Origin of the sequence: Ensifer soli (assembly GCF_041928815.1) — a bacterium.
In the GTDB taxonomy this organism is placed as follows: Bacteria; Pseudomonadota; Alphaproteobacteria; order Rhizobiales; family Rhizobiaceae; genus JBHFEI01.
Genome location: NZ_JBHFEI010000005.1, coordinates 1 through 20,151 on the forward strand (window position 1 = coordinate 1; position 20,151 = coordinate 20,151).

Below are 20,151 nucleotides of genomic sequence, written 5' to 3' on the forward strand. Positions count from 1 at the left end.
CAAGATCGAAAACGAAAAGGAAAAACCCATCACCGTAAACTACGACGAACTCGTCAAATCTTGGACAAAACAGTAAGGGCCTAAAGCATGTCCCGCAAAAGCGCGCAGCGTTTTGCGGGACATGCGTAAAAGCAAAAGCCTACGGCATGTCCAGCCGAAGCGGGATTGCTTCGGTGTCGGACAATGCGGCAAGGACAAACGAAGAGAGCACGCTCTGTGAACCTGTGTTCACCGAATGTGCTCTCGCTGACGAGGCACGAGGAAGCCCTGTCGCGCATCGAGCGCGGCGGGGTTTTTTTACTTCGATGCGGCGAGCCGCCGGTCGAGGCCGTCGAGGATGCGCTTGGCGAGCGCCGGATAGTCGCCGTCGAAATGGTGGCCGCCGGTCGTCTCGATCGCCTCGATGCCGCGCCCGGCCATGGCCGGGCAGGCATCGTCGTCCTTGTCGTCGATGCCGTAGATGCACTGGACGAGCGACGGGGTGATCTTAGCGACGTCATCGAGCGGATCGCCGGCGCCATCGGAACCGGACGCCCCGATCCAGCCGAGCACCGAGATCTTGTAGTCGACCTGGTGCGAGGTCGCGAGCAGGGACATCTGCGCTACCTTGTCCTGATCGCCCTTCGGCAGCAGGGTGAAGGTGCGGGGCAGCACGTCAGCGCCGAAGGAATAGCCGATCAGAAGCACACGCTTCACGTTCCAGCGCTTCTCATAAAGGGTGATGATGCGCGACAGGTCCTGCGCCACCGCCTGCGGCTCCCGCTCCGACCAGAAATAGCGCAGCGAATCGATGCCCACGACCGGCATGCCCTGCTGCTGCAGCACGTCGCCGACCTGCTTGTCGATATCGCGCCAGCCGCCGTCGCCGGAATAGATCACCGCCATCGTGTCGCGGGTCGGCTTGGTGTCGAGGACGGTGAGCGGCAGGCCGAGCGGATTGTCGTCATCATGGCCGGCGGCGACGAGGTCCGAGAGCGCGTCGGAAAACTCCGTCCAGGAATCGCCGTCGACCGCCGTCACCTCGATGTCGGGATGGGCGGCGAGAAGCCGGTCGACATGGGCCTTGCCGTCCTCGGGCGCCGCATCCGACTGCAGCACCGTGACCGGATCGGGAAGCGGGCCGTCCGTCAGTCCGTAGACCATGCGCTCGCCCGCGCGCTCCTTCGCGGCCGGCGTGCAGAGCTGGAGGGGCAGCGCGATGCCCGCCTCCGGGTCGGCGGAAAGCGTATGGCCGATGGTGGCCGCCGGTGTCTGCGCCGCGATCGCCAGCGCCAGCGCGCCGCCGGCGCCGACGCCGGCGACGATGGGCAGATGGTAGCTTTCGTTGCCGTGGGCGCGCTGCACCTGCTGGCTCAGCGACTCGATGTCGGAGACCATGTAGATGCAGTCGCCCTTGTCCTTCGCCAGCGCGGCGAGATAGGCCGGAAGGTCGATGCCGATGACGACCGCGCCCTCGTCCTTCAGGCGGGCGGCAAGCCCGTCCTCGCGCTCCGACCAGCCACCGGCATCCGAGATCAGCACCACGGCGCCCGTCTCGTCCGCCTCAGGCAGCAGGATGCGCGGCGAGGGGATCATGCCGGTGTCGAAGGTGTCCTTTCCGTCCGCCATCGCCGGCGCGGCGAGAACGAGGCAGGCGACGGCGGCGCGGCGCAGCAAGGCAAGGTTCATTTCTTCAGCACTCCCTTGATGCCGCCGCCGATGAGGAAGGTCACGTCCATCAGCGCCAGGACCGGATTGAAGCCACCGCCGACCGCCATGTAACGCGGCTGCCAGTGCGGGTGGAACTTGGCCTTGAAGGCCTTCAGTCCCTTGAAATTGTAGAAGCGCTCGCCGTGCTCGAAGACCGTCCGGCCGATCTTGTCCCAGACCGGCGAGGAGCGGCGCTCGGAAAAGCCGGCGAGCGGCGCCATGCCGAGATTGAAATGCCTGTAGCCCGCATCGCGCAAGTGCTCCATGAGGCTGACGAAGAGAAAATCCATCGCCCCTTTCGGCGCGTCGGGAGAAAAGCGCATCAGGTCGATCGAGGCTTCCTCCTTCGTCCCGGTCACGAGCAGCGTGGCGAAGGCGACGATGCGGTCCTCGAAGCGCAGCACCGCCACCGGCTGCTGGGCGATGTAGCCCGGCTCGAACACGCCGAGGGAGAAGCCCTTCTCGCGCGCATTGTGGTGGGCGAGCCAGGCGTCGGAGACGGCGGCGAGCGCGTCGACGACGGCCGGAACCTCCGCCGTGTCGATGATCGAGAAGCTGAGCCCGTCCCGCTGGGCGCGGCTGGCGGTCTGGCGGAGATTCGCCCATTTCCCGCCTTTCAGCGTCAGGTTCGCGAGATCGACGATGGCGAGTTCGCCCAGGCGGAACGCGCGCAGGCCCGCATCGGCGTAATAGGAGAGGCCGGCCGGCGACACCTGATAGAAGACCGGCCGGCAACCGCAGCTTCGCGCCCGCTCGATGAAGCTCCAGATCAGTTCGGGCCAGACGTCCTTCGGGCCGATCGGGTCGAAGAGGGCGATCATGGAGCGGCCCTGCCGGCCATACATCAGGAAGGCGCGGCCGTCTTCCGAGAACATCACCTCCTTGTCGCCCATGCGCACCAGGTTCGCGTCGGAAAAGCCCTGCGTTTGCGAGATCGCCACGGCGCGTGCCATCGCATCGGCGGGCGTCGCCGCGTCGAGCGCGCCGGCGGCGGGGCGCATCAGGCTCCAGAAGGCGACGGCGCCGAGGCCGATCGCAAGGCCCAGCACGGCGCGCAGGCCCCGCGGTGCCTCGGCCGCCAGCTCGAACTGCCACCAGAGCCGGTTGCTGTAGTCGACGTCGCGGTAGACGAAGAGCAGGACGACCCCGGCGAAGACGAGAAGCGCCGCCATCGCCGTCAGCCAGGGCAGCGTCAGGCGCTCGCTGGTGAACGTGGCGGGGCGGACATAAAGGCGGCGCGTCGCGACGAGGCTGACGATCAGCAGCGCGAGGAAACCCGCCTCGATGAGCGCCACCGCCTTCAGCAGCGAGAAGAGCAGCGCGACCAGCGCGATCGCGATCCCCGCCCACCAGGCGCCGTCGAGCCTTCGGGCCAGGCCGCGCGAGACGACGATCAGGGCGAGGCCGAGAAGGCTCGCGAGGAAATGCGCGCCCTCCATCACCGGCAGCGGCACATAGGCGGAAAGGAAGGCGAGGTTGTCGTCCGGCGTCGGCGTGACGCTGGAAAACACCAGCATGGCGCCGAGGATGAAGGCGAGCGTGGCGATCAGCAGCGGCGACAATTGCCCGGCGACGCGGCGCAGGCTGGAGGCGACCGGCCGGCGCCAGAGGCCGCGCAGCTCCGTCGCGACGACGAAGAGCACCGCCAGCGTCAGCGGCAGGACGTGGTAGATGAAGCGGTAGAGGACGAGCGCGCCGAGCACGCTGTCGACATCGGTCGCCTGGCCGAGCGCCGCGACGATCACCGTCTCGAACACGCCGAGGCCGGCCGGAACATGGCTGAGCACGCCGAGGCCGACGGCGACCGAATAGACGGCGAGAAAGGCCGGCCAGCTCATCGCGCCATCCGGTAGCAGCACGTAGAGCACGCTGGCGGAGGCCGCGAGATCGAGCACGGTGACGAGGAACTGCCGCGAAGCCGTGCGCGAATCGGGCAGCCGCAGCGAAACGCGGCCGATCCGGAGGATGCGGCCGTCGCGGGTGGCGATGACGACGAAGACGAGGACCGCGACGATGAGCGCCGCGACCAGCCGCAGCACGCCCGCGGGCACGCCGGTGAGGGAGGCCACATCCGGGGCGATCGCCAGAATGCTGAGCGCGCCCACGCTTAAAAGCCCGAGGCCGAAGGCGAGCGTGACGAAGGCGATGACCGCGCCGATCTCCTCCGGCTTCAGGCCGAGCCGCGTGTAGGCGCGATAGCGGATGGCGCCGCCGGACAGCGGGCCGAAGCCGGCGGTGTTGCCGACGGCATAGGCGGAAAACGCCGTCAGCGCCACGTCGGCATAGGGCAGCTTCTTCTTCAGGTAGGAGAGGGCGCCGGTGTCGTAGAAGGTCAGCGCGACAAAGCTCAGCGCGGTGAAGCCGATGGCGAGGCCGACCGAGACCCAGGAGGTGTTCGCCAGCGCCGCCGTCACGTCCTCGTAGCGGACCTCTTCGGTAAGGTGAACGATGGCATAGCCGACGACCGCCAGCATGGCGAGCATCGCGACGAGCGCGATCAGCCGGCCGTGGCGCAGGATGGAAGGGGGCGGACCGGCGGCCTCGGCCTCGGAGTGCGGGTGCGACGGGGTAGTCTCGGGCATGCGACACCTTCGGACAGGGACATCCGCGGGCCTATAATCCCGCCTTGCTGCGGAGCAAAGTGAACATATTGTAATATAGGACGGCATGCGCCGGGGTCGAGCCGGAGCGTCGTGACGATTGGCCGATCGAGCCCTCTCGCTTTCCAGACGATTCGCGCGGCGCGGCGCCCGGTCCGGCGAAGGAAGAGAGGCCTCGCCACGGCGAGGGACGACCGACCCCATTCACCGGGCCGGGCATCGTCCGGATTGACCGTGATCCGGGATTTGCCGGAAACCGTCGGCAACAAGGCCGCGATGCGGATATCCGCTCGTCATGCGGCCTGTCGATACGGGCCGGACCCCGGATCATCGCACCGGGCCGCATGGCTAGCAGGGTCCCGGTGCTTCGGGGCCTTCAGAGCCGGGTCGCCGCCAGCCGTTCCTCGTCGAGAACGATGCCGAGGCCCGGCGCGTCGCCGAGGTCGAGCCAGCCCGACTGCTGTTTCAGGGGCGCGGCCATCGGATAGTCGCGCCGCGCCTCGCTCCATTCCGGGTTGTCATAGGGATATTCGAGGAAGGGGGCATCGCCGGCGCCGGCGGTCAGATGCGCGTTGGCGAGCACGCCGATGCCGTTCGTCCAGGAATGCGGGGTGAACAGGATGCCGGCCTCGCGCGCCTGGTAGACGAGGCGGCGGCAGCCGGTGATGCCGCCGACCAGCGCCACGTCCGGCTGGATGACGTCGAAGGCGCGGCGCTCGATGATGTCGCGGAACTCGTAGAGTTCGCGCGTCATCTCGCCGCCGGCGATGCGGATGCCGGTCGCATCCGACAGCCGGCGCATGCCCTCGCGGTCGGAGCGGTGCAGCGGCTCCTCCATCCAGTAGACACCGAGGCGTTCGAGTTCGCGGGCGACGGCCAGCGCATCCTTGAAGGTCCAGGGCAGCGACGTGTCCCACGGCATGCGCCAGCCCTGGTTGCAGTCGACCATCAGTTCCAGCCGGTCACCGATGCGGGCGCGCACCGCCTCGAGCGCCTTCACGTCGGCCCGCCAGCCCTCGCGGCCGCCGGACGACGAGGTGAAGCGGACCTTCAGCGCCGGAAAACCGTCCTCGACATAGCGCTCCGCCTGCTCGGCCATCTCGGCCGGCGCGCGCAACACACCGGAGGAGGCATAGAGCCGCACCTTGCTCGAGCGCCCGCCGAGCATGCGCCAGACCGGCTCGCCCGTCACCTTGCCGGCGAGATCCCAGAGCGCGAGGTCCAGCGGCCAGCAGCGGCCATAATGGAAATTGATGTGGGACAGCACCTCGTAATGGCGTTCCAGATGGCGCGGATCCTCGCCGATGAAGAGGTCCTCGTGGCCCTCGAACCCCTTCATCAGGTCGCCGGAGCCGATGCCCTCGCGGCCCTCGTCGTCGCTGACGCGCACGATCGTGGCGTCGAACTGGCGGCGGGGACGGCCGTCCCAGCTCGCCTTGAACGGCGGATCGAGGGCCAGGCGGTGATGGGTGATGGCGATCGAGACGATCCTGCTCATACGGGCGTCTCCTCAGCCGAACTGCTGCCAGATGGTCTTGTAGTCGCAATATTTGTCGATCGCGTGGACCGAGCGGTCGCGGCCGAAGCCGGACTGCTTGAAGCCGCCGAAGGGTGTGGCGAAATTCGACATGTCGTAGGTGTTGATCCAGACCGTGCCGGCATGGATCGCCTCGGACATGCGGTGCGCCCGGTCCATGTCGCGGGTAAACACCGCGCCGGCGAGACCGTAGATCGTGTCGTTGGCGATCGAAAGCGCCTCCTCCTCCGTATCGAAGGGAATCGCGGCCAGAACGGGCCCGAAGATTTCCTGACGGGCGAGGCTCATGTCGTTGGTCATGTCGACGAAGACGCCGGGGGAGACATAGTAGCCGCCGGTCTCCGCCATCACCCGCTCGGCGCCGAAGGCGCGCTTCGCACCCTCGTTCTCCCCGGCCGCGATCATCGACAGGACCTTTTCCATATGCCCCTCCTCGATCAAGGCGCCGATCTGGGCGGCGGGATCAAGCGGATGGCCGAGCGTGATCTCTCGGGCGGTGACCGCGCGGATCTTTTCGATCAGCGCCTCCTGCACCGAACGCTCGACCACCAGACGGGTCGAGGCATGGCAGGTCTCGCCGGAATTGTAGAAGCAGCCCCAGGCGACGGCTGAGGCCGCCGCGTCGAGATCGGCATCGGCGAAGACGACCAGCGGCGACTTGCCGCCGAGCTCCAGCGCCACCCGCTTGACGTTCGACTGGGCGGCATAGGTCATGATCAGCTTGCCGACCTCGGTCGAGCCGGTGAAGGCGATCATGTCGACATCCATGTGCAGCGCCAGCGGCTTGCCCGCCTCCTCGCCATGGCCGGTGACGACGTTGAGGACGCCCGCCGGCAGCCCGGCCTCGAAGCCGAGCTCGGCCAGCCGGATCGCCGTCAGCGACGACTGCTCGGCCGGCTTCAGCACGACCGAGTTGCCCGCCGCGATCGCCGGCCCGAGCTTCCAGGCGTCGATGATCATCGGATAATTCCAAGGCGTGATCGCGCCGACGACGCCGAGCGGCACTTTTCTGACGAGCGCGCGCGCCTTCGGCCCGGTCGGCGCGATCTCGTCATAGAGCTTGTCGATCATCTCGGCATAGAACTGGATGCCGTCGGCGCAGAGGCGCACATCGACGCCGAGCGAGGCGGTGACGGGCTTGCCGACGTCGAGCGTCTCGAGCAGCGCCAGTTCCTCGCCATGGGCGCGGATCAGCGCCGCCCAGCGCAGCATGATGGTCTTTCGCTCAAGCGGCTCCTTGCCGCGCCAGACGGCGCCGTCGAAGGCCTTGCGAGCCGAGGCGACGGCGCGGTCGATGTCGGCGGCGCGGCCGCGCGCCAGCGCGGTGCCGGGCTTCCCGTCCATCGGTCTCGGACGGGAAAAGGTTTCGCCCGATATGGCGTCCGTCAGCCTGCCATCGATGAAATGCCGCCCCTGGGGCGTGAGCGTCGCGAGCAGGTTTTCCCAATCGGCACGGGTCCGGGTGTCGGTCATGGTCAGGCGGCTTTCGGCAGGGAGAGGATCTGGTCGGCGAAGCGGTCGATGTCGGCGTCGGTCACGTCGCGAATGGTCGCGCGGCGCATCGGCTGGTTTTCCGCAGCCCGCATCTCGGCGGCGAGCATCGCGGCGGAAACGGCGGAAAATGCCGGCGGCAAGGCGCGGACGACGCCCGACCGGTCCATCAGGCCGCCGACGAAGGCAGGAAGCTCCGGAGCCGAACCGAGCCCGCAGGCCTTCGCCGCCGCATCGAGATCGTCCGTTCCCGCCTCGACCAGCCAGGCAAGCGTCGCCTCGAAGCCGAGCGCGGTCGCCAGACCGTGATGGATCGGCGCCAGGCCCGCCAGCGCATGGCTGATGGTGTGGGCGATCGCCGTGCCGCAATTGTCGATGGCGATGCCGGCATAGCAGGAGCCGAGCAGCATCCGGCCCCGCGCCTCGATGTCAGAGGGTGCGCGAACCGCCGTCTCCAGCGCGCCGGTGATCAGCCGCATCGCCTCGTGACCGTAGAACCGGCCGCCGGGATGGGCATTGCGGTTGGTCGAGGCCTCGAAGGCGTGGATGAAGGCATCGAGGCCGCACCAGGCGGTGAGGTGGGCGGGCAGGGAGACGGTCAGGCCCGGATCGAGAAGCACGAGATCCGCCTTTGTCTCCGCTCCCCAGATCCACAGCTTCTTGCCCTGCGGGCCGGAGAAGATGGCGGTGGCGGACGTCTCGGAGCCGGTGCCGGCCGTCGTCGGCACGAGGATTGTCTTCAGCGGCTGCTTCGGCAGCGGGTTCGCGGCGAGCGCGTAATGCATCGCATCCTCGCCGGAAGCCGCCGTGCAGGCCGCGATCTTCGCGATGTCGAGGGCCGAGCCGCCGCCGATGCCGATCACCAGATCCGAACCTGCGGCCGCGGCGGAGGCCGCGCGGACATGGGCGAGCTTCGGTTCACCGGCGACTTCGGCAAAGATGACGCAGCCGATGCCGGCCGCCTCGAGCTGGCCGGCGACCTCGTCGGCCAGTCCGGTGCCGGCGAGATAGGCATCGACGACCAGCGTCGCGCGGCGCACCCCGCCAAGACCGGCCGCAGCCACGCCGACGGTCGCGTGAAGGCCCGAACCGAAGCGGATTTCCGGAACGAAGGAGGTGGTGAAGGTCACGCGCTGGCTCCGACGGAGAATGATCAGAAAGACAGGCTGCATCACAATCTGAAATTTTCAAAGACGTCGAAATCTTTGCTTTCATGATAAGTCTGTCTTATGATCGGCCCATGCTCGACCGCATTTCCCTGGACGCCTTCCGTGTGTTCGACGCCGCCTGCCGGCACATGAATTTTTCCGGCGCCGCCCGCGAGCTGCATGTGAGTCAGGCCGCCGTCAGCCAGCGTGTGCGCGGGCTTGAGGAACAGCTCGGCGCGCCGCTCTTCCTGCGCAGGGGCAAGCACCTGGAACTGACGCCGAAGGGCGAGCGCCTGTCGCAGCGGGTCCGTGCGGCGCTCGACTATCTCGATGAAAGCCTCGAACCCTTCCGCACCCCTGCCCGCCGGACGATCACCATCGCCGCCAGCGGCTCCGTCTCCCATCTCTGGCTCGGGCCCAGGCTCCGCGCGTTTGCCGAGCGCCATCCCGGCCTCTCGCTGCGCCTCGTCACCTCGGACGCGACCGGCGATCTCGCCTCCGACAACAACGACCTGACCATCCTCTATTCGACGGGAGAGCATCCCCGCTGGACGCTGACGCCGCTTCTGCCGGAGGTTCTGGCACCCGTCGCCGCCCCCGGCTATCTGGCCGAGCGCGGCCTTGACGCCGCGACGCTCGACCCTGTCCGGGTCGCAGCCCTCGATCTTCTCGACTACGAACGGTTCAACGCGCACTGGATTTCCTTCCGGCAATGGTTCGCCCGGCTGCAGCCGCCCGTCCCGACGCTGCATGGCGGGCGGCTGAGCTTCTCGACCTATCCGATGGCGATCGAGGCCGCGGTGCGCGGCGATGGCGTGGCGCTCGGCAGCCTCGGCCTTCTGGACGGGCTGATCGGCACCGGGCGCCTGACCGTTCTCGGAACGGCGCGGCTGGTGACCGGCTATGGCTACCATCTCGGCCTTCCCCGCGAGCGGCGGTCCTCGGACGAGACGCTCATGCTGCATGGGAGCCTGCGGGAAGCAGCGCCGGCCATCGTCTGACGAGACATGCAAACGCCGCAATTCTGCTGTTTGTGCGGCCGATCCGGGTGGGTTTCTATTGGGCCCAACCGGTGCTATAAGGATCTCTCACGGATCATGGTGGGAACGTGGACAAAGCCAAGGAGACGGCATTGGAACCCAGCCAGAAGGTTCAGCCCGGCGGAAGCGAACGCCCGCAGGATGAAAGCGGCCTCGTGCTGCGCCTGGACCGCCTGCGTCCCGAAAAGCGGATCATGACGGCGAAGCCGCAGGCCGCCAAGGCCGCTCCCGCCGCGATCCCGAACCTGCCGCAGCACGAACCGGTCGAGCCCGAAAAGAAGCCGAAGGCGCCATTGCCGCGCGAGACCAAGAAGACGGTCGTCTACCGCTCGAAGCGGCTGCACGGGCTGTCGCAACGGGTGAGAAACGGCATCTCCGGAACGGTGATGTCGCTGCTAGCTATCGTGCTCCTGCCGACGGTGGCGGCCGGCCTCTACTTCGCCTTCGTCGCCACGCCGCAATATGTCTCAGAGTTCCGCTTCTCCGTGCGGCCGAGCGACGCGACCCAGTTCCAGGCCTCGGTGGCGCTCGAGTCGGCGCTGATCATCTCCAACAGCTATATCGTGGCGGAGTATTCCGCGAGCCGCGAGACGGTCGATGCGCTGGAGAAGACGGTCGGCCTGCGCGAGATCTATTCGAACGAGGGGATCGACTATCTGTCCCGCCTCGATCCGGATGCATCCGTCGAGCAGCTGGTTTCCTACTGGAAAAACCGCATCACCACCCATTTCGACATGGCGACGGGCATCAGCACCATTGCCGTATCGGCCTTCACCCCCGAGGACGCGCTGAAGATCACGCAGGAGCTGCAACTGCTCTGCGAGAAGCTCGTCAACGACCTTTCCGAGAAGGCGCGCAAGACGCAGATGGCCTTCGCACAGAGCGAGCTCGACCTGGCGGAACAGCGGCTGAAGGACGCGCGCGACCGCGATGTCGCGCTGCGCGCCGGCCAGCAGTCGGTCGACGCGACGAAGGAGGCGGAAGGCAAGCTGCAGCTCGCGGCCCGCCTTCGCAGCAATCTGTCCGATCTCCAGTCGGAATTCGTAACGCTTTCGAGCTATCTCGACGCCTCCTCGCCGAAGATCGCCTACCTCAAGAAGCAGATCGCCGCGGCCGAACAGCAGGTGGCGAACCTCCAGGCGCAGGTGGGCGGCGGTGACGACGGCAGCGGCACGATGTCGGCGAACGACGCGACCCGCATCTCGCAGTTCGAAGCCAGCAAGACCGATATCGACATCGCGACGAAGCTCTACCAGTCCTCGCTGCAGAACTATGAGACGGCGCGGATGAAGGCGAACAGCAACCAGCTCTATCTCGCCACCTTCATCCATCCCAACATCGCGCAGCTCGCCGCCTATCCGCGCATCTTCGTCGATACGTTCGTGTTCTTCCTCTGCACGCTCGGTGCCTGGATCGTCCTGACGCTGATCTATTACAGCGTGCGCGACCACGCCTAAGGGACGACCGACCGTTGCCCGGATTGCAGGGCAAGGCATGCCCTTTTCCCGGATGCCGGAGCAGATCTGCTCCGGCGGCAGCCCGAAGAGCATAATCCGCACGAGAAAGACGACATGACCACTGCGGTTCTGACGACCGGCCTTTCGCGTCAATCGCGGATCATCAGTGCCTTGATGATCCGCGAACTGCGCATGCGCAAAAGCAAGAGCGGCCTCATGCTGGTCTTCGACCTGCTCGAGGCGCTGGGCATGATCCTGTTCATGTGGATCCTCTTTGTCATCAGAGGCCGGAGCCTGCCGCTCGGTGACAGCCTGCTGGTGTTCATCGCCACCGGTGTTCTTCCGGTGATGTTCTTCCGCAGCCTGAGCGTGAAGACGGCGAGCGGCATCGAGGCGGCCAAATCCGTCACCTTCGTGCCCTATATCCAGCCGCTCGACTACGCGATTGCCCGGCTGGCCGTGGAATTCATCACATTTGTCAGCCTTTTCATGGCGTTCTTCTGGATGATCCACCTGTTCGACCTTTCGGCCTATGCCTATCCGTTCGACCTTTACCGGCTCATCGAGTTTCTCGCCATCATCGTTCTCTTTTCCTTCGGGATCGGCCTGGTCAATTCTTTTATCATCTATCTCTTTCCCCTCTGGAAGATCATTTGGAGCGCCTTCGCGCGTCTGCAGATGATCCTGGCGGGGGTATATCTCATTCCGGAATACGTGCCGGAGCCGCTCAAGACCTATATGTGGTACAATCCGATCATGCATCTGGTCGCCCTGTTCCGGACGTCCTTCTATCCGATGTACCCGACCTACATGCTGTCGATCCCCTACATCCTTCTCTGGACAGCCTGCCTGCTGATCCTCGGCCTGATGATGGAACGGGCGCTGCGCAACCGCCGCGCCCGCTGAGATCCTCCAAAGCACATGGCCACAGGCTACAGCGTGAAATCCTCACGCGCGCGCGTCAGATGGGGGGAGTAGTAGGGATCGTCGCGCAGCCGCTCGCCCCAGCGCGCCTGCATGACGGCGGCCTCCTCCAGAAACCGCGCCGCCTTTTCCGGAGAGGTGTCGAGACCGCGTGACACGCTCTCCAGATGCCGGAGCCGGGCATGGGGCGTAAAGAGCGACCGCCAGCCGCGCTGTTCCAGCTTGAGGCAGAGGTCGACGTCGTTGAAGGCGACCTGCAGCGCCTCCTCGTCCATGCCGCCGACGGCAAGATACTTGCCCTTGTCGACGACCAGACACGCGCCGGTCACGGCGGACACGGCCTGCGCACAGGCAAGCCGCCCCATATAGCCGACCGCGTCGCCTTCGGCATATTTGTGCCCGTGACCGGCGACGGAGCCGATGCCGAGAACGATGCCCGCATGCTGGACATGGCCGCTGCCATAGAGGAGCTTGGCGCCGACGGCGCCGATGCCGGGACGGGATGCCTGCGCAGCCATCTCGGTCAGCCACTCCGCGTCCATGGCCATGACATCGTTGTTGACCAGCGCGACCAGAGATCCGCGGGCCTCGGCCACCGCCCGGTTGTTCAGGCGGGAAAAATTGAACGGCCCGGGCACGGGAAGGACGGCGACGCGCTCGGGAAGGTCGGCGAGATAGGCGCGGGTGTCCGCGTCCACGCTGCCATTGTCGACAATCAGGATGTCGAAGGACGGATAGTCGGTCTTTTCGAGGATCGACGAGACGCAGGCGCGCAGCAGGTCGACATGGTCGCGTGTCGGGATGATGATCGTCACATGCGGCGCCGGCACGGGCAACGGCCATCGGATATGGCGGTAGCCTCCGGGGGCCGTTATGACCGCCGCCGTCACGCCGCGCCGTGCCAGGCTCTCCTCCAGAGCGCGCCGGTCGGCCTCGACAACGGTTGCCGCCGGGCGCGGCCGGTCGTCGCGTTCATGATAGAGAATTTCGGCGATATGGCCGACCGCGTCGGAAGCAAGGGTCTCGCAGAGGCGGACGAGGGCCGGATAGGGATGATCCGCCTCGAAGCCGGCCCCCCGGACGGCCGCGCGCAGCGCCGGCGCCCGGACCATCACCATGTCTCCGAGGTAGTTGCCCGTGAGGAAGTAGTCCTCGTTCCACTCGGGCCGGAACCGGGGCGCGTGGCGCCGGCCACTGCGGTCGATCAGGTCACTGTCGGCATAGACCAGCGTCTGGCCGGGATGCCGCTCGAGATGGGACACCCAGCGCGCCAGCGCGCCGTCGGCGAGGCGGTGGAAGGGCGACATGGTCAGGTAATAGGCGGGACCTCCCGCCGGCTCGTCGTCATAGGGTTCGCCGGTCAGGTCCGGCGCCGGCAAGACCCGCAGGCGGGGATCGCGCAAGGTGCGCGCGTCGATGCGCCGCCGCTGCGATGCCGGCGCCCCGTCGAGGATGATGTCAAGAACGAAATCCCCGTAGAGCTGGCGCCGCACCGAAAGGATTGCCGCCGCAAGTTCGCTCGGATCGCCCTCGCGGCGCGCGTCGATGACGATGCGCAGCGGTATCTTCGTCTCCGGCGCCGCCGCAGCAGGACGGTTCCCGTCCCGGTCTTCGAGCCAGCGCCGATAGCGGTCGGGCGCGGCGACCGCGACATGGCGCGCAAGCAGCCGGTCGAGATGGGGCTCACGGGACAGCCGTCCGAGGCACCGCGCGAGGCCGGCGCGGTCCGCCTGGAAAAGCCGTTTCAGCAGGCCGGCGCGGGAGAGCAGCGTCACCCGGACCTCGCCCGCCTCGAACCGCCCCTCGATGTCCATCGGATCGAGCCGAAGCCGGCCCGAGGGCGCCGTCAGATGGACCGTCGCGCCATAGACGCCTTCGGCCCGCTCGGCCAGCCGAAAGGTGTCGAAGCGCGACCAGTCCCGCTCCGTCTCGACATAAAGCACCGGATAGGGGCGGCCCGGCGTCTCGCTGATCGCCACCTCGACATCATACCAGCCGGGGGCGAGGCGCGTCCCCTCGACGACAAGCGCGAACTGCGGATCCGCCGTCGTCGCGAGGAAAGCGCCATCGCGGATCACCAGATGGCGCTGCGGATCGAGCTGCGCCGGAACCGGCACATCCGCGCCGAACCAGCCCCGCGCCTCTGCCGGGACCTCTGCGGCAAGGCGCGCGTTCTCGGCCTCTGTCCGCCGGTCCCGGGCCTCTTCGACGGGCGCCAGTGCAGAAAAGACCGCGAGCGCCCGATCGATGGCATCGCCCGACGGGCGTTCCGTATCCTCGTTGCGGGCAACGCTTCCGCTCGCGAGCGCGACCGTCAGGCCGGCGATCTCGTGGTCGACAGGCGGCCCATCCGGCAGCGCTCCCAGTCGGCGGAAGGCCGCGCGCGCCTCCTCGAAGCGGTTCATCCGCTTGAGGAGATGCGCCAGATGCAGCCAGGGGTCCGGGTCGGTGCCGTCGCGGGCAATGGCGCGGCGATAGGCATGGGCGGCGTCCTCGAGGAGCCGCGCCTCCTTCAGCACATGCCCATACTGGACCCAGAGATGCGCCGGCTCCGCATCTTCGAGCAGCACGCGCCCGTAGGCCTCCGCGGCACCGGGCCAGTCGCCGGCCCGGCGTGCCGTCTCGGCGGCTTCGAGAAGTTCGTCGACCGTCGACATGGCGCATACCCTCGTTATGGTGAGCCCCGATCGTGCCGGAACCGGCGCCGGAGCGTCGATCCGGCATCATCCCGTCGACCATGGCAGGTTCATGGCAGGCAAGGTCCGCGGGCGGCGGCCGACCGGACGCTCCGCGTCGTCGGCCTCAGATCCAGTCCTTCTCGGTATTCGCCTCGTCGATGCCGGCGGCGAAGCTGCCGATGATGCCGAGGCGCGCCTCGGCCGGTGCTGAAGCTGCGCCGAGAAGGCCCTCCAGCAGGCGGGCAAATCCCATCGAGCGGCGAAAGACGAGCGAATGATTGGAACCCGCGACCATGAAGATCCTGAGGTTCTCCACATCGACCATGCGGAAGGCATGGGCGTGGTCGACCCAGAAATGGCTGCCATACGGGTTGTTCAGCTCGCAGGCGGCCGTGATGATCGTCAGCTCGTTGCGGCTCGTCCGGCCGGGCAGATAGTCCTTGAGGTCGATGAGATCGTCCGGGGCGATCTGCGGATTGAGCTTCGGCGAGAAATGGATGCGCGCCTTGAAATATTTGTCGCAGAAGGTCTGCGGCGAGCAGGCGACGGCCTGCGCTCCTTCGAAATGGGTGGAGGCGAGAAGGGCCGCATAGCCGCCGGAGGACTGGCCGAAGATCACCGGGCGCAGCCCCTCGGTCTGTGCCGCCAGGAAGGGGCCGAGATCGGTGAGCTTCGGCAAGAGCACCGAGCCCTGGTACCAGAAGCTCGCCGAATCCTGGAAATAGACCACCTTGCAGCGGGCGAAGCGGGCGACGCTCAACATGAAGAAGCGCTCCATGTTGCCAGCGAAGATGATCAGGACATTGTCGAAATCGTCGAGTGCCGGAAAGGTGACGCAGCCGATCGTCGGCGCGTGGCCGTTCAGGGCCTGGGCATGGGCCCGCAACGCCGCGATGTCGTAGGAGGCGATGGGCTCGCCATGTTCCAGATAGGTCACGCCGAGCAGGCTTGCCTGTGCGTAGGTCATTCCCGACACCCCCGATGCTGCGCCCATGCCTAGGATCGGCGACGCATCGGGTCAAGGGGGTGCGGGGAGATTCGGCGGCGCCGGGTGGACACGATCGCGTGGCTCAGGCGTTGAGGCGCTCCCGCTGCTCGCGTGCGCCCCGCAGCCGGCCCTTGATCAGCGCGACGTGCTGCATCGCCCGACGCATCAGCAGCTCGGGCGTGGCGGCACCATGCGCCTTCAGCAACGCCTCGTCGGCGGCAAGCTGCCGGGCGGCGAGGCTCCACACCACTTTGTCCTCGTCGCGCTCGTCGGCGTCGGGCACGATCAGCATGCCGAAATGCTCGAGGAACATGCGTCCCTCCTCGCGGCCGACCTCCGTCAGTTTCCGCGGATCGTAGTCATGCGAATGATAGACCGCCGCATCGTCCGCATAGGCCTTCTCGAAGCCGAGCTTGATCACTTTCCATGCCCAGATCATGTCCTCGCCCCAGGGGACGTCGGGATAGGGGATCTCGCGCCAGACGGACTTGCGGATGCAGGAATTGTTGTCCGAGTAGAACTGCAGGTGATACTGCCAGGACGGCGAGCCGCGCTGGACGATGCCCGGCATTTCCCGTTCCCACGAATAAAGTGTTCCGAGCCGGCGGAACCGGGCGAACATCTCCGCGAGAGGCGGCCCCTCGAACACATCGTGCAGCGGATAGGCGAGGTGGCGACCGAAGACGCCGGCGACACGCGTGCCGGCATCGAAGCCCGAGACCAGCGCCGCCAGCCAGCCGGACGAGGCGGGGCAGGCATCCTGCGTCAGGATGGCGACCACCTCCCCTTCCGCCTGGTCGATGCCGGCGTTGCGCGTCCGGCCATGGCCGAAATCGGCGCTTGCGATGGTGGAATGGTTGATGCGCTGGTGCCGGGCCGCCTCGAGGATCAGCGCCTCTGTCTCGTCGGTGGAGCCCGAATCGATGATGACGAGCTCGTAACCGTCGTCGAACCGCTGCTCGCGCAGGGCGGCGAGCACCGTCGCGAATTCCGGGCCGGCATTGTAGGTCGGGATGAACACCGAGGTCTTCGGCTTGCGATGAAGCGCGGGCGCGCCGACGCGGGCCGCCGCCTCCGCTTCCAGCGTACGGATCAGCGGCGCGACATCGAGCCGGGCGGCGGCGAGCACCTTCTCGCGGATCGCCCGCTCGACGATCTCGCCCGAGCGCTGCCAGTCGGCCTCGACGAGGAAGGCCCTCGCCTCGGCGACGATCGCATCGCGTTCGGCGGGATCGTCGAGGAGGGCCGCCATCCGGTCGGCCATGTCGTGCACGGAGGGCCGGGCAAAGGCGACCGCGCCGTCCGGATAGGCCTTGCGGGTGCTTTCCGTATCCACCTCCAGCACCGGCAGGTCGCAGGCCATCATCTCGAGCGGCACGAGCGAATAGTTGGTGCAGGAGAAGACGATGCCGAGATCGGCCTTGCGGTAGAGTTCGGCAAGCTGCTTCGGCTTCAGCACGCCATGTGCCGTGTAGGTGTAGGGCTTCTCGCCGAAGTCGATGTCCTCGCCGAAGAAATCGACATGGAAGCGGTAGCCGCGCCTCGCGAGCACGGTCATCGCCTCGAGACCGAGGCGAACGGCCCGGCGCGGCGTATAGGCCCGGGCATAGAAGGCGAGCCGCGGCAGCACGCTCCCGTCCGGTCCGGGCTTCAGATCCTCGATCGCGGGCGTCGCCCGGGTCTTGGCGGCGAAGCGGATCGTCTCGGGATGCGGCTCCGGCCGATAGGCGACGCGTGCCGGCGGCGCTTCCGGCGGCGTATAGACCTTGCGGTCGGCGCCGAGCGACCAGGCGATGGTCTCCATCCCGGCCTGGCGCGATTTCTCCGCGAGCCAGCGGCCCGCCGTCAGCGCGGTGAAGCCGAACGTGTAGGTCGCCTCGGCCATGAACTTCAGTTCCCCGGCCGGATGGAACTCCGTCTCCCAGTCCTGGATGAAATAGAAACGGTGCTTGAAGCGCGTCATGCGGCTGACCGGATAGGCGGTCCAGCAATCGGTCGCGATCACCGCGTCGCCGCTGATCGCCTCGACATCGTCGGGCAGGAACTTGACGACGACGAAATCGGAGAGGTCCTGGTACCAGATCTTGATCTTCGCCAGCGCGATCGCCGGAAACAGGTTGACCGACGGGCTCTGGATCCAGATCGTCTGGTAGTAGCCTTGGGCGTCCAGATGCTTGATGAAGCGGAAGATGGTGGTGTGGCCGCCGAGTCCCTCGTTGAAGTCCGGCATGACCCAGTGGACATGCAGGTGATCGCTGTTGACATGGTTGCTGCGCGGCGACAGCTCGAGCGGCGGCGCGATCGAGATCGCCGGCGTGTTCTGCTTCCACCGTTCGCCGACCGGCTCCTTGTCCTCGATGGCGCAGCTCGCCGGGCTCTCGAGCATCGACAGCCGCAGCGGCGGCGCATAGAAGCGGGTGACGTCGAAGCCGACGGATTTCGGCACGATGCAGATCGCCCGCTCGATCGCATGGGCAAGCGTCGCGTCGACCTGGGAGGCCTCGACGCCGAACTCCTCGAGCGTGAAATCCGCATCGATCAGCGGCGCGAGCGCCTTGGTCTTGAACCAGCACATCGATCCGGCGGCAAAATCGGCGAAGGCCTGCGGTTGCGGACGCTCATAGCCGATGCGGGCGAAGAGGCGGGCCACCTCCTGGTCGTTCTCGCCGAGATTGACGAATTTCTTGATAAGGAAATAATTGTCGGGATAGACGACGCCGTGTTTCGTCTGGCTTTCGAGCAGCATGAGGATCGCGCGCACGCGGCTGTCAGAGCCGATGAGCTGGTCGAGCAGGTAGGTGCGCCAGCGGCTGCCGAAATGGATGTGCGGGCTGTATTTCGTGTGCAGATGGCACCAGACGTCGTAATCGTTGATGACATCCCTCAGGCCGTGAAAGAAGGGCCCGAGGTCGCGCCCGGAATTCTCGACGAGGCGCACCTGAGACGTGAGGCCGGCCGGCAGGCGCTCGCGGATATAGTCCTCCGCCGCGCTGACGTCCGCCTTCTTGCAGACCGTCACATAGAGGGCGTAGTCGATCGTCAGGTCGGCGAGGCAGGAGAGGATCTCGGGAAACAGCGACAGGTAGAAGACGTGGACGTGGATCGCCACCGACATGGTCGGGCGGTGCGAGATCGGCACGTCGGGCAGGATGACCGAGCCTTCCGGATGCGCCAGTCGTCCTTCCGCGCGTCCGGCCTCGAGGAAATGCTCCAGCGGATTGCGGCCGAGCGATTCGAGATCGGGATTGGCGGTCTTGTAGTAGTAGGTGTCGAAATAGAGGGAGGGATTGCGGTCCTCCTTCCAGCCGAAATGGTCGAAGTGGAACTTCGGGCTGACATTCGCCGACCGGACGTCCGGATACATCTTCAGATAGAAGTCGGCATCGAACAGGCTGGTGGTCATCATGCGCACTCTTTCTCGTCGTCTTTGAACAGGCCGGCGCGGGATGGCGAACGTCGGTGATCGCCGCCCGCCGCACTTACGGCCGCGCCGCGAGGGCCTCGGCTTCCTGCCGCATCAGCGTCGCCTGCGCCGCCTCGCCGGAGACGTCGAAGGCGGCGGATGCCTCCCCCAGCCGTGCGGCGACCGCCGCCGCCATGGCGGGCGGAAAGATGCCGGCGCCGCGGTCGCGCTTGACGTCGGCGGCCGTCCGGCCGGCGGCGTCGGCGGAGCGGGCGGCCGAGGGAAAGACACGCGGCGCCAGCGAAAAGGCGTCGTCGAGCCGACCGAGAGCGGCGAGTTCGGACAGCAGCGGCGCCAGATTGTCGAACGGCTCTCCGGCATCGAGCCGGTAGGCGAGTTCGCGCAGCACCACGCCGGACGCTTCCTCCTCGCGGCCGCAATCGCGATAAAAGGCCTTGAGCGCGGCGAAGGCATCGCGGTTGATGCTCGGCCCGACGGAGGCGTTGTAGCTCGCCTCCGCCTCGTCCATCTCGCCGAGCACGTGCAGCAACTGCGCCTCGAGAAGACGCAGGCCCGGACTTTCGTCGCGGTTGGCGATGCCGCGAACGCCCTCGAGCGCCACGGTCCATGTCTTCGCGTGGATCGCGTGGACGAGGCGTGCATGCTCGGGCTCGAGCAGCAGCGGCGGGATGTCGATGCGAAGCGCCGTGGGCGGCGTCTCGCCGAGCGCTTCCAGTTCGCGGCGCGCGTCCCGCCCGGGATTGCTGTCGATCCCGAGGCGCGTCGCCGTCTTGTAGGCGGCGATCGCGTCGCTCCGTCGTCCCTGCAGCTTCAGCACATGGCCGAGATGCAGGTAGCCGTCGGCATTGTTGCGGTCCGCGGCGATCGCCTGGCGATAGGCGGCCTCCGCCTGCGGCAGGAGCCCCATTTCCTTCTGCGCATGGCCGAACTGGACCTGGATCGCCGGCGAGGCCGGACGGATCGACAGCGCCGTGCGGTAGTGCTCCGCCGCCGCCTCCCACTTGCGCTGCGCATTCGCCTGATCGCCGAGGCGGACGCTGCGGGCAAAGACGTCATCCTGCGTTTCCACCGCGGGCGGCGGCGGCGCGACGACGCCGAGCAGCGTGCGGCGCACTTTCTTCAAAATCGTCATGACCATCCCGACTGCTCCGTTCCGCTCGCGCCAGGCTCAAGCA

General features: G+C 67.1%; 12 protein-coding genes. 3 read left to right on the top strand and 9 right to left on the bottom strand.

Going from position 1 to position 20,151, the window contains the following annotated elements; genetic code table 11:
* Positions 1-297 precede the first annotated feature (297 nt).
* The 5 genes from ACEVQ6_RS08905 to ACEVQ6_RS08925 all read right to left on the bottom strand — a co-directional run bounded on the left by ACEVQ6_RS08905 (position 298) and on the right by ACEVQ6_RS08925 (position 8,447).
* Positions 298-1,668 (bottom strand): virulence factor family protein, encoded by a 1,371-nt coding sequence (locus ACEVQ6_RS08905; protein ID WP_374888595.1) that lies wholly within the window; start codon positions 1,666-1,668, stop codon positions 298-300.
* A complete protein-coding gene (gene mprF / locus ACEVQ6_RS08910; protein ID WP_374888596.1) occupies positions 1,665-4,271 on the bottom strand; it encodes a bifunctional lysylphosphatidylglycerol flippase/synthetase MprF in 2,607 nt (868 codons plus the stop codon). The genes ACEVQ6_RS08905 and mprF overlap by 4 nt, the downstream gene beginning before the upstream one ends.
* Before the next feature lie 394 nt (positions 4,272-4,665).
* Positions 4,666-5,787: a mandelate racemase/muconate lactonizing enzyme family protein gene (locus ACEVQ6_RS08915; protein ID WP_374888597.1), complete on the bottom strand. Its 1,122-nt coding sequence runs from the start codon at positions 5,785-5,787 to the stop codon at positions 4,666-4,668.
* 12 nt (positions 5,788-5,799) lie between these two features.
* A complete protein-coding gene (locus tag ACEVQ6_RS08920; RefSeq protein WP_374888598.1) occupies positions 5,800-7,299 on the bottom strand; it encodes an aldehyde dehydrogenase in 1,500 nt (499 codons plus the stop codon).
* 2 nt (positions 7,300-7,301) lie between these two features.
* A complete protein-coding gene (locus ACEVQ6_RS08925) occupies positions 7,302-8,447 on the bottom strand; it encodes an iron-containing alcohol dehydrogenase (protein WP_374888599.1) in 1,146 nt (381 codons plus the stop codon).
* A 110-nt stretch (positions 8,448-8,557) separates the two neighbouring features.
* Between ACEVQ6_RS08925 and ACEVQ6_RS08930 the strand changes: the two genes are divergently transcribed.
* The 3 genes from ACEVQ6_RS08930 (at position 8,558) to ACEVQ6_RS08940 (ending at position 11,868) form a co-directional block, all read left to right on the top strand.
* Complete coding sequence (locus tag ACEVQ6_RS08930; RefSeq protein ID WP_374888600.1) at positions 8,558-9,466, top strand: LysR substrate-binding domain-containing protein; 909 nt, start codon at positions 8,558-8,560, stop codon at positions 9,464-9,466.
* Positions 9,467-9,597: 131 nt separating this feature from the next.
* Positions 9,598-10,962: a hypothetical protein gene (locus tag ACEVQ6_RS08935; RefSeq protein WP_374888601.1), complete on the top strand. Its 1,365-nt coding sequence runs from the start codon at positions 9,598-9,600 to the stop codon at positions 10,960-10,962.
* Positions 10,963-11,076: 114 nt separating this feature from the next.
* Positions 11,077-11,868, top strand: a complete 792-nt coding sequence (locus tag ACEVQ6_RS08940) for an ABC transporter permease (RefSeq protein ID WP_374888602.1) — start codon at positions 11,077-11,079, stop codon at positions 11,866-11,868.
* 26 nt (positions 11,869-11,894) lie between these two features.
* On the opposite strand, the gene ACEVQ6_RS08945 is transcribed toward ACEVQ6_RS08940, so the two are convergent.
* The 4 genes from ACEVQ6_RS08945 to ACEVQ6_RS08960 form a co-directional block, all read right to left on the bottom strand.
* Positions 11,895-14,543, bottom strand: coding sequence for a glycosyltransferase (locus tag ACEVQ6_RS08945; protein ID WP_374888603.1), 2,649 nt, complete (start codon positions 14,541-14,543; stop codon positions 11,895-11,897).
* 145 nt (positions 14,544-14,688) lie between these two features.
* Positions 14,689-15,531 (bottom strand): hypothetical protein, encoded by an 843-nt coding sequence (locus ACEVQ6_RS08950; RefSeq protein ID WP_374888604.1) that lies wholly within the window; start codon positions 15,529-15,531, stop codon positions 14,689-14,691.
* Between the two features lie 103 nt (positions 15,532-15,634).
* Positions 15,635-18,958 (bottom strand): rhamnosyltransferase WsaF family glycosyltransferase, encoded by a 3,324-nt coding sequence (locus ACEVQ6_RS08955; protein WP_374888605.1) that lies wholly within the window; start codon positions 18,956-18,958, stop codon positions 15,635-15,637.
* Positions 18,959-19,031: 73 nt separating this feature from the next.
* Entirely contained in the window at positions 19,032-20,114 is a 1,083-nt protein-coding gene (locus tag ACEVQ6_RS08960; RefSeq protein ID WP_374888606.1) for a tetratricopeptide repeat protein, read from the bottom strand.
* Positions 20,115-20,151 lie beyond the last annotated feature (37 nt).

What these genes read in the sequence shown, in the direction of transcription:
- ACEVQ6_RS08950 (WP_374888604.1), bottom strand. Translation starts at nt 15,531, where the DNA reads ATGACCTACGCACAGGCAAGCCTGCTCGGCGTGACCTATCTGGAACAT.
- ACEVQ6_RS08905 (WP_374888595.1), bottom strand. Translation starts at nt 1,668, where the DNA reads ATGAACCTTGCCTTGCTGCGCCGCGCCGCCGTCGCCTGCCTCGTTCTC.
- ACEVQ6_RS08920 (WP_374888598.1), bottom strand. Translation starts at nt 7,299, where the DNA reads ATGACCGACACCCGGACCCGTGCCGATTGGGAAAACCTGCTCGCGACG.
- ACEVQ6_RS08945 (WP_374888603.1), bottom strand. Translation starts at nt 14,543, where the DNA reads ATGTCGACGGTCGACGAACTTCTCGAAGCCGCCGAGACGGCACGCCGG.
- mprF (WP_374888596.1), bottom strand. Translation starts at nt 4,271, where the DNA reads ATGCCCGAGACTACCCCGTCGCACCCGCACTCCGAGGCCGAGGCCGCC.
- ACEVQ6_RS08955 (WP_374888605.1), bottom strand. Translation starts at nt 18,958, where the DNA reads ATGATGACCACCAGCCTGTTCGATGCCGACTTCTATCTGAAGATGTAT.
- ACEVQ6_RS08940 (WP_374888602.1), top strand. Translation starts at nt 11,077, where the DNA reads ATGACCACTGCGGTTCTGACGACCGGCCTTTCGCGTCAATCGCGGATC.
- ACEVQ6_RS08915 (WP_374888597.1), bottom strand. Translation starts at nt 5,787, where the DNA reads ATGAGCAGGATCGTCTCGATCGCCATCACCCATCACCGCCTGGCCCTC.
- ACEVQ6_RS08960 (WP_374888606.1), bottom strand. Translation starts at nt 20,114, where the DNA reads ATGGTCATGACGATTTTGAAGAAAGTGCGCCGCACGCTGCTCGGCGTC.
- ACEVQ6_RS08930 (WP_374888600.1), top strand. Translation starts at nt 8,558, where the DNA reads ATGCTCGACCGCATTTCCCTGGACGCCTTCCGTGTGTTCGACGCCGCC.